The organism is Roseovarius sp. MBR-78, from assembly GCF_040547535.1.
Lineage (GTDB): Bacteria > Pseudomonadota > Alphaproteobacteria > Rhodobacterales > Rhodobacteraceae > Roseovarius.
The window spans coordinates 57,374-67,734 of sequence record NZ_JBEPPX010000020.1; the positions used below are offsets into that span (position 1 = coordinate 57,374).

Consider the following 10,361-nt stretch of genomic DNA (forward strand, 5'->3'; position numbering starts at 1 on the left):
GTCTCGATTGTGCAACGCGCCCCGTTTCTAGGCGGGAACGGTCGCCGGATCGGGCAGGATTACGTTGTCGGGGTTGAGCAGGCCCAGATCGCCGATACCGGTGAAATTGGCGAGAATCTCGACCGAGGCGTTATCCGCGCCAGCCACGATCACCCGCGCCATTGCCGCGTCGGTGCCGTCGCCCGCGAGGAAGTAGAGGGTATCGCCCGCAGCCTCTCCGACAAGCCCCTCAAAGGCCGCATCAAGCGTGGCCGCATCCGTGCCACCAAGCGCGGTGGTGAAGATCACGAAGCCGGTATCCGCGCCTAATGTGCCATTCGCGGCAAGTGCCTCGGCAACAGTGCCGCCGCCGCGCAGATCGGCCGTGCCGAGGAACCCGAGATCGTCGGATTGGAACGTGCCGCCGGTGTCAAAGCCGATCACGGTGTCGATACCGTTGCTGGCCTGATCCAGTTCGAAGAGAACGGTGCTGGCCCCCGTGGCGGAAATGTCGATGGTGTCATCGCCGCCCTTGGCCTGAACGACCGAGTCGATGTTGGAGGTGGTCAGCGTATCCGCTGCGTCGGTGCCAATCTGCAGCTCGCTCGGCCCGGCCTGAGCTCTGTCAACTAAGTTGAGCGTGATCGGCCCCGCACCTAAGGATTCCATAGAGAATTGATATAGTGAGGCAGGCAACGAGAAATTCTCTATCGAAGTGGCACCACCAAAAATTACGGTGCCCTGTGCCGCGTCGTTGTCATTGACCGTGAAGATGCCGTCACCAAAAGCAACGTTGAACTTGTCATCCACGACAATTGATCTTTCTACATAGCTCGCGGTTGTGGCGTCGAACGTCATCATCGTATTAACAGCTAGCCCGTTTGTCACATCTAGGCCCTCTAGGCCCAATGCTTCTATTGTCAGCGTGTTGCCCGCTGTCCCCGTATTCTGGAAAGCAAACAAAGCTTCCTGATACGCATCGACATTCGCCGAGACCGGTGCCGCCGCGCGGCCCGCAAGGTTGCTGACATTCGCGGTGACGGTAAAGGTCTCGCCCGCCTGCAACTGGTTGATGGTCGCCGCATCGACCGAGAGGGTCCATGTGCCGTCGGCTAGGACCGCCGTGGTCGCGTTCAGGATCTGGCCATTCACCCCGTTGGCGGTGACCGTGACCAGCTGTCCAGGCTCGGCCCCGATGGTTCTGCCGCTGATGCTGTTCCCCGTGGTCACGCCGAGATCGATCGCCCCATCGGTGCCGATCGGGTCGATCGTGACGATGGGCCGGAAATCGGTCGTCAGCGAGGCCGTTGCCGCCGATGGGACAGAGGCGTTTCCGGCGGCATCGCTCGCGCTGGCGGTGATGTTGACCTGCGTCTCATCCCCAAGGTTCAGGGCGCTCACGTCCGCCTGCGTCAGGGCAAGGCTCCAGCTTCCATCCGGCTGCACCCCGGTGGTGAACGGCGTCCCGCCAATATCCACGGTGACATTGCCGGTCGCATCGCCGGTTGTCGTGCCGGTGATGGTCAGTTCGCCTGCCAGTTCGTCAACGGTCAGGGTATCCCCGGCGGAGACATCCGTGATCGTGACCACGGGTGCCGCGAGATCGGTGGTGAAGCTGCTCGTGGCCTGCGCGGTGTTGCCCGAACTGTCGGTCACATCCGCCTGCACGTCGATGGATGCACCATCCGTCAGCCCCGCGAGAGTGCCCGCAGGGATGGTGGCCGTCCAGGTGCCGCCCGCCACTGGAACCGGGGCAAGTGCTGTGCCGTTGAAGGTCACGGTCACCTGTGCCGCATCGGTCGCGGTGCCGGTGATCACCAGGTCCACGCCCTGTTCGGCGATGTTCATCACGCCATCCGGCCCGAGAGATAGCGCGTCGATGCTCACGGTCGGCGCGGTCAGGTCAATGGTGACCGGGAGCCGTGCCTGCAGTGCCGCGTTGCCGGCGATGTCGCTCACATCGGCGAGGATGTTGGGCGTCTGCCCATCCTGTCCCGCGACGAAATCGGCGGTTTGCTGGGCTGTCAGCTCGACCTGCCAGTTTCCAGCGCCATCAACCGGGGCCGTGATCGGGTCGGTGACGCCGGGCACGGTCAGGGTGACGATCTGTCCTGCCTCGGCGTCGCTTGTCCCCGAGAGCACCAGTGGTTGCCCGCCCTCGGTGATGTTGACGATGTCATTGCCGGAGATGGTATTGATGGTAACGGTCGGCGCGGTGAGATCGGCGGTGAGGGTTGCCGAGGCCGTCGGCGCGGCGGTCTGCCCGTCCGAGGCATCGGCGGTGATGGTCAGCGAGGCCCCGTCTGCCGGAAGATCCGCCTGCGGCAGGGTGATCTGCCAATTGCCGGTCGTCGCATCGGGCGCAACGGCTCCAAGGGGCGTGCCATTGACGCTTACGGTGACAACCTGGCCCGCTGGCACGTTGTTGGTGGTGCCCGAGATGTTCACATCGCCGGTGCCCTCGACCGCGTTGATGATGTTGTCGCCGGTGATCGGGTTGATGCTGACGGACGGCCCGTTGAAATCGGCGTTGATCGTGGCCTTGGCGGGGGCGGTTGCCGGGTTGCCTGCGGCATCCGTGACGGTTGCGGTGAGCGGGATACCGTTGAGGATTCCGCCTGCGCCCGCCGCGGTCTGGATTGCCGCGACATCGGCTTGCGGCACGGTGGCCTGCCAGACGCCCGCAGCCGTCACAGAGCCGCCCGCGACGGGGTTGCCGTTGAACGTGACGGTGACCTGCTGCCCGACCTCGGCATCGGTGGTGCCGGTGATAAGCAGATCACCCTGCACATCGAGCAGGCCGATCGCGTTGTCGCCGGAAATGGCGTCGAACGCGATGGTCGGCACCACAAGATCAATGCCGAGGGTCGCGGTGGCGGGGGTGGCGGGGGTGGCGGGGTTACCCGCCGCGTCGCTCACATTTGCCGTGACGGTGGCCGAAGGCCAGGTGCCGATGGTAGCAAGATCAGTATCGGAAAACTCCACGGTGAAGTCATTCCCGGTGACGGTCGCGGTGCCGGTGATCGTGGCTCCGCTGAAGCCCCTGAGCGTGACGGTGACACTCTGGCCATCCTCGACCCCGGTGGTGGTGCCGCTGACCGAGATGCCCGCGCCCTGCTCGGCGATGTTGAGCACATCGTCGCCCGCGATCGGGGTGGTGATCGTGATGGTCGGGGCCTCGAGATCGGCAGTGACCTGCGCGCTGGCCTGCGGGGCCGCGAGGCCCACGACATCAGAGACATTGGCCGTCACGTCGATGGGGCCCGTGGTCGGAAGGCCGGTCAACTCACCCGCAGTGGCGGTGGCCGTCCAGGTGCCGCCTGCGCCCACCGTGACCGGCCCGGCGAGCGTGACGCCGTTCACGGTGACGGTGACGGGCTGTCCGTCCTGCACGAGGCTGGTCGAGCCGGTGATCTCCAGCGTTCCGCCGCTTTCGGCGATGTTGAGCACGCCGTCGCCATCGGCGGTGGCAATCGGGTTGATGGTGATCGAGGGGCCGGTGAAATCGGCGGCGATGGGGGCGGGCGTGTCGGTGGCGGTATTGCCTGCCACATCCGCCACGCTGGCCGAGAGGTCGAGCGTGACAGGGCCATTGCCGAGGGCGGCAAGGTCAGCCTCGGGGATCGACACGGTAAAGGCCCCGGCGGTAACGGTCCCGGTAAAATCCTGACCGTTGAGCGTGACGGTGACGGTCTGGCCGTCCTCGACCCCCGCAGCGGTGCCGGTCACGTCAAAGCCGCCCACGCGGTCGGCGGCGGTGATGTCGGCGCTGGCGATGGGATCGCCCGCAACGGTCGTGATCTCGATATCGGCGGTGCGGTCTGCGCTCACGTTCGCGACCGCATTGGCGACCGCATTGTCAGAGAGGTTGCCCGCCGCATCCTCGACATTGGCAGCGATTCGCACGGGGCCGTCGGCTATCCCCGCGAGATCTGCTGCCGGGACGACGACGCTCCACGTCCCGCCCGAGGCGGTGGTGGTGACGCTGAACTCTGCGCCTGCGGCCCTGGCACCGATTGCCGAAGAGACGACTACCGCGCCGCCGCTGATCGTAACGGTGACGGTCTGCCCATCCTCGGCATCGGTGGTGCCGGAGATGGTGATCCCGGCCTCTTGCTCGGCGAGGTTGAGCACGCCATCCGCGCCAACGCCGGCGTCGTCGATGGTGATGGTCGGGGGGATGGTGTCGACGCTGAACTGTTGTGAGGCCGTTTCAATTTCATTGCCGCTTGCGTCAAGCGACTTGACGCTCACGGTCACGATGCCTTGCGGGATGCCACCGGGAGGGACGAAGGCCCAATCGCCATTTGCGTCGAACTGGGTCGTGGGCAGGGTCGTCGTTGTCTCGTCCCCGTTCGCATCGGTGATCGTCACCTCGACGGATGCGGCACCTGTGGCCGAGTTGATGCCGGTATTCTGGCTGTCAAAGCCGCCGCTGATACCCAGAACACTACTACTGAATTCAGACGCAGCGAGCACCGGCGGCGGCGCAGAGCCACCGTCATCGCCGCCGCCACTGGCCCCGGCGATCCCCGCAACCCCGGCGGCACCGGCCAGCCCGCCGGCGATTGCCCCGGCCCCCAGCCCTGCGGCCCCACCTGCTGCCATGACCTCGGCGGCGATCTCGACGATTCGGCTGCTCACCATGACCTGGCCACCGGCGGCGACCTGCACATCCGCAGCAGGCACCGAGATGGTGGTGCCATTGCTCATGGTAAGCTGGGCCGTGCCGTCGGACATCGCCTCTACATTGGTGACGCCCTCGATCTGCGAGGCACTGACAAATTCCCCGACGGCCTGCGCGGCGGCCAGCATCGGCAGGGTCAGCAGCGTGCCGACAAGCCCCGATCCGGCGATCTTGCCTGCCTTGAGGCGGCGCGCGATCCAGTCGCGGACAAAGGCCTTGCGATCCATTTCGGAAGAAACAGTGAAACGCGCTTCAACGGGTTTGGGGAAAATATCTGTCACGTCGACCTCGCAAGAATGTGTAGAAAGACTCTTTTACTTTTTCGGGTGTCCGGATTTCTTTGACAAGGAAAAAATCAAGCGCCCTGGGCGATTTTCACCCAAGCGTGTCATTTGAATTTTCCTCAATTTGTTGTCTCAAAACAATATTTTATCACGATTTTCGCCACCTCCGCGCCCTGACTGCCTCCCAAAATTTCCGCGTGGCCTGGGTGTGGAGGGTAAATGCGGTTGCAGTTCAATGCTCGTGTGGTTGCGGCCGAGGAGCGGCTCGATATCGCGATCCGCGCCCTGACCGTGGCCGAAGCCGGTGGCGAGGTGCTGATCTATGCCGCGACCGGTGCGGGTGGCGGGATCAGTGCCTATCGGCTGACACCCTCTGGGGCAGTAAGTCTCTATGACAGCGTGCTTTTTGCACCCTCGCTTACGGCCAAACTCAGTCGTGACATCGTCGTTGGCGGGGCACCGGGCGAGGCCATGCTGTTGCTGGGCGTGGGTGACGGGCGGCTGATTTCCTACGGGCTGGCACCGGATGGCGCGTTGCAGGCAATGCGCGCGCCGGTGCCGGTTGATCCTCTTCTGGGCCATGCCGACCGGCTCGATTTCCTCGCCGACGGGGCGGGCGGGGGCGTTCTGGCGCTGTCAGGGGGCGGGATTTTCCGCATGGATGCGCAGGCCGGGCTGACCCGTTTGAGTGGGGCTGCGGGGCAAGATAGCGCCCTGAGCCTCTTGCAGGGGGCGACCGGCGTCATCTTGACGCGTGCCACGGCTGACGGGGTTGAAAGCATGGCGCTCGGTGCGGGCAGTGATGCGCTCGGCGTGGCAGAGGGCCTTGGGGTTGCCGCCCCGACCGCGATTGAGACAGTCGCGGCGCATGGCACGCAGTTTGCCATTCTGGGCGCGGCGGGAACGCAGTCGCTCAGCGTGCTGGAGGTCTCGGCGGATGGCCTGTTGCTGCTCCGCGATCACCTGATCGACAGCCGCTTCAGCCGCTTTGCCGATCTTCAGGATATCGCGGTGGCGCAGGTGGCCGGGCAGGTTTTCGTAGTGGCGGGCGGCAGCGATGACGGGCTGAGCCTGCTCACGCTCTTGCCCGATGGTCGGCTGGTGCATCTCGACAGTATTGCCAGCGCGCCGGGGGCGCGGCTCGACGGGATCACGCGGTTGACGGCGGTCCATGCGCAGGACGCCTTGCAGATTTTTGCCGCGACCGAGGGCAATGCCGGGCTGGCGCATCTGAGCGTGCCGATGGGCAATATCGGGCAGGTGCTGCGGGGGGTGGGGGCGCTCACGGGCGGGGCCGGCGATGATCTGCTGGTGGCCGAGGGGGCGGCGGCGATCCTGTCGGGCGGTGCCGGTGACGATATCCTGGCGGCTGGCCCCTCGGACAGCACCCTGACCGGCGGGGCGGGGGCCGATCTCTTTGTCATGCAGTCCGGCGGCGGCACTGTGCGGATCACCGATTTCGACCTGTCGCAAGACCGGCTGGACCTGTCGGATTACACGATGTTGCGCACCCCCGATCAATTGACCGTCACGCGGGTCACCGGTGGCGCGCGGATCGCGTTTCGCGACGAGCTTGTTGTGATCGACAGCCATGACGGCGCGCCGCTGGATCGCGACGATCTGTTCGGGTTTGCCTTTGACGGGCCGGACCGGATCCCGGTTTTTCTGGTCGAGGGGGCGCACGTGTCCGAACAGACACCTGATCCCGAGCCCGATCCGCCGCCACCGCCCGATCCTGACCCTGACCCGGTGCCCGATCCTGCAGCCGACCCCGCACCACCGCCCGTGACCGGCGGCGCGCATGAGCTGCTGATCCGACCGACCGAGCCCAATCCATGGCTGACCGGTGCCGATATCACCTTCATGCCCGACGGTGCGGAGCGGGTGGTTCTGCGCGCCGATGCCTTGGGGCGGTTCGATCTGTCGGGCCTTGCCGGTGAGAGCGGGCATCTGCAAATCCTGCGCGGCTACAGCGCGGGCGATCCTGCCTTTGGGGTGAATGACGCGCTCGATATCCTGCGGATCGCGGTCGGGCTTGCCCCGAGTTTCGGGCCTGCCTCGGCCGCCGCCACGATCGCCGCTGATTTCGACCGTGACGGGGCGGTCAACGTAAGCGATGCGCTCGGCGTGCTGCGGCTGGCCGTCGGCCTGCCCGCCGGGGCCGCGCCGGAATGGCTGTTTCTCGACCCCGAGACCGATCTGGCGGCGCTCGCTGCGGGCACCGCGCCTTTGACGGAAGGGCTGCGTTTGAGCGTGCCGCCGGATGGCGCGCTCGAATTCATGATGACGGCGATCCTGCCGGGCAATGTCGACGGGTCGCTGTGATGTCCCGCCGGATCACACCGCCTGGGTCGCCCCCGTATCCCCGAGCATGACCACCTGAAGATCGAGCGTGCTCCCGGCCATCGCGTGATCGAGATCGAAACCCCTGTCATAGCTGACCGCGTCGTGGGTCATCCCGTCGAGGGACTGGCCCGGCGTGAGCAGGACATACTCGCCGGGCGCTGCCCCCGGCGTCTCCAGCCCGACGACGGCACGCAGCACGTTGAGCGCGTCATCGACCGCGACCCTGCCCGAGAAATCCACATCCGCCGCGATAAGGTCATGCGGTGTGGCAGGGCCGAAGGAGGGCGGTAGCCCGACCGCCAGCCGCAACACATCGAGTGCGTCGCCGATGGTGAGCGATTGCGGGTTGCCCGCGCCGGGCTGCGTGTCGAGGGTGCCGGTAAGCCCCTCGGGAAGGCCGAGGCTGAAATCACCACTCGCGTCGCTGCCAGCCAGTCGCGCGCTGCCATCCGAGAGGGTCACGCGCAAGCCCAGATTGGCCGCCGGGGCCGCGTCTGGCATGCTCAGGTGCCCGGTAAGCGTGGTGGCCGCGGTATCAGGCAGGAGCGAAACGGTTGTGTCGGTGAAGGCGAGCGCGGCCACATCCGACACCGTGTTGGTGCCGTCGCTTGCAGGGCCGCTGCGCTGGTCCATGACGGTGAATTGCCCGGCGCCATTATCGACGACGGTGAAATCGCTTTGCCGCCCGGTAAAGACCACCGTGTCGAACCCGCCGCCGCCGTCGATGACATTGTCACCGCGTCCGATATAGAAGAAATTGTCGGATGCATTGCCGGTCACCGCATTATCCACCGCGCCCAGCATTTGCACCTCGGTCGCGCCATCGCCCAGCACCACGTCGCCCGAGGTCAGGATGCGGTTGCCATTCATCAGGTCGAGCTTGACGTTGTCGCCCGACAGATCGACCGTTACCTGCATCGCGCTTGCGCCCGTGCCAAGCGTCACCGTGACCGCCGGGTTGCTGTCGAGCGCGAGGGTGTAGCCGCCCGCGGCCCATGTGGCCGTCGCGATACCCGCCGCAGACACCTGAAAAGCGTCGCGCCCCTCGCCGACGGAATAGAGTCCGCTGGTATCGGTATCGTCGTAGATCACGCCGGTGAGGAATACGCTCGTGCCCGTGGTGCCGAACTTGTTGGTGATTGTTGAGGCGTTCCAGTCGCGGATAATTCCTTCGGAGTCTGGTGCTGTAAACTCTCCCGCGACCTGCGCCACGCCGGTTTCGCGGAACGCGCCTTCAAATATGTTGACGCGGTGGCCGGGGCTTTCGTAGAGGCCATCAAAGTGGCCTTTGAATCCCCCGATCCCCTCTTTTATCACGGCACCAAGATCCAGATTGCCTGTGGTGTTGAATATCGCGAGGTTCTCGCCCCAAGTCCATTGCCCCGTCAACGCATACCCCGCCGCTACGATCCGGTCACCCGGAGAGCTTCCGCCCGCGCCTGTGTGGGAGAATGTATCAGTATCGAGCATCCATTGCCCGTGATCTGCGGAGGCCTGCTGGATGAACGCGTTGGGGGCGAGGGGCTGAACCGGGATAGGGGCGATTTCTTTCCATCCCTCCTTGTCATTCGGCAGTCCCGCGTTCAGGTCGATTCCCTGTCGTGCGGCCTCGCCCAGAGGGTCGAGCCTGGCGGCGTTCATGAGTTCGAGAAAGAATTGTTCGTTGGATGTCAGCATGGCACGTACCGGCGGCTCCTGATCGGTAAACTCAAGGTCTCGAAACAACGGCTTTAAAACGCAAATTTCGCACCGTTTTCAACTATCCAAACGTCGTCTGATGCCGATGTTAAGTGGAATGGTGCCACGCCCACCCGAATTCCCGACGATATAATACTTTAGCGAAGGGCTCCGGGCAAGCCATCCCGGTGTTGTGCCAGGGCGTTGCGTCATGGTGTCAAATCGCGATCCATGCATATCAGAACCGGCGCTCGAGTCCCAGCCGGGCAATCGGATCGCTACCGCGTATCCGGCGCACCCCCAGATCAAGCCGCGTGGCCCGTCGCGGCCCAAGCGCGATGCGCGCGGGCGATGCCGGCAAAGCTCTGGTTGTCGGTGCCGGTATCGTCACGACGTATCAGCGCAGAACGCAGGGCGACGTGTGATCGGGTGTGCCTGTGTCCTGTCTCTGCCGTCACCGCGAGCCGGTCGGACAAGAGCGCGGGCCAGGGCAGGGCCTGCTCGATGACAACAGCGGTTTCCGCGAACCGCGTTTTCGCCGTCACGGTGATCGTATCGACGAAAATATCAACACCGTCAGGCAAATAGACCTCGGCACGCCCGCGCCCGGCAAGCAGGCGCAGGCCAAAGGTTCTGGTGTCGCTTTGGTAAACGGTGACCATCAATCCGGCGGAAATTTCGTGGAGATCCCTGATGCGGAAGTTCACGTCATCGAGGGTGGCATCCGCTGATGCACCGCCAGTGATCGCCGCCCCCGCGCCGCCGGGCGACAGGCCCCTGCCGCCGCCCTTGCCGAGAAAGGCATCGACGGAGCGGGCAAGCGCGGGTTCGGCAAAGCCGATATCCTGCACATCCAACCGGATCAGGGGCGTCATCTGATACCAACGGCCCTATGAATTGACCGCTTTGGCATATTCTCGGTCACTGATAGAACGGACGCGTTCCTGATCGTTTGCGAAGAAGTTCCACGCGTCACAGCATCGCGCAACGATGTCGTCGTAGGTATCGAACACGGAAATGGCGAGGCAGTTCGCTCGCAGATAGGCCCAGATGTTTTCGACCGGGTTCAGCTCCGGGGCGTAGGGCGGCAACGTCACGATGGTGATGTTGTCAGGGACGCAGAGCGCCTTTGATCCATGCCAGCCGGCACCGTCCATCACAAGAATGGCATGGGCACCAGACGTGACGGCGTTGGATATCTCGATCAGATGGACATTCATGGCCTCGGTATTGGCGAAGGGCATGATCAATGCAGCGTTCGCTCCGCGGCCTGGGCAGACAGCGCCGAAGATATAGGCCCATTTGTAGCGCGTATCTCGGGGCGCGCGGGGGCGGGTTCCGCGTTCGGCCCAGGTTCGGGTGAGCGTGCCTTGCTGGCCGACCCTGGC

General features: G+C 64.8%; 5 protein-coding genes. 1 reads left to right on the plus strand and 4 read right to left on the minus strand.

The features are described 5' to 3' along the window. Nucleotides 1–27: 27 nt before the first annotated feature. On the minus strand, nt 28–4,947 hold the full coding sequence (locus ABIE58_RS15125; RefSeq protein WP_354545541.1) for a beta strand repeat-containing protein: 4,920 nt from the start codon (nt 4,945–4,947) through the stop codon (nt 28–30). 222 nt (nt 4,948–5,169) lie between these two features. Between ABIE58_RS15125 and ABIE58_RS15130 the strand changes: the two genes are divergently transcribed. Then, nucleotides 5,170–7,275, plus strand: coding sequence for a calcium-binding protein (locus ABIE58_RS15130; RefSeq protein ID WP_354545542.1), 2,106 nt, complete (start codon nt 5,170–5,172; stop codon nt 7,273–7,275). A 12-nt stretch (nt 7,276–7,287) separates the two neighbouring features. Here ABIE58_RS15130 and ABIE58_RS15135 read toward each other — a convergent pair whose 3' ends face one another. The 3 genes from ABIE58_RS15135 to ABIE58_RS15145 form a co-directional block, all read right to left on the minus strand. Further along, a complete protein-coding gene (locus ABIE58_RS15135) occupies nt 7,288–9,021 on the minus strand; it encodes a CAP domain-containing protein (RefSeq protein ID WP_354545543.1) in 1,734 nt (577 codons plus the stop codon). A 257-nt stretch (nt 9,022–9,278) separates the two neighbouring features. Continuing rightward, nucleotides 9,279–9,848, minus strand: a complete 570-nt coding sequence (locus tag ABIE58_RS15140; RefSeq protein WP_354545544.1) for a hypothetical protein — start codon at nt 9,846–9,848, stop codon at nt 9,279–9,281. Between the two features lie 15 nt (nt 9,849–9,863). Then, a partial coding sequence (locus tag ABIE58_RS15145; protein ID WP_354545545.1) for an IS630 family transposase occupies nt 9,864–10,361 on the minus strand: 498 nt, incomplete at its 5' end.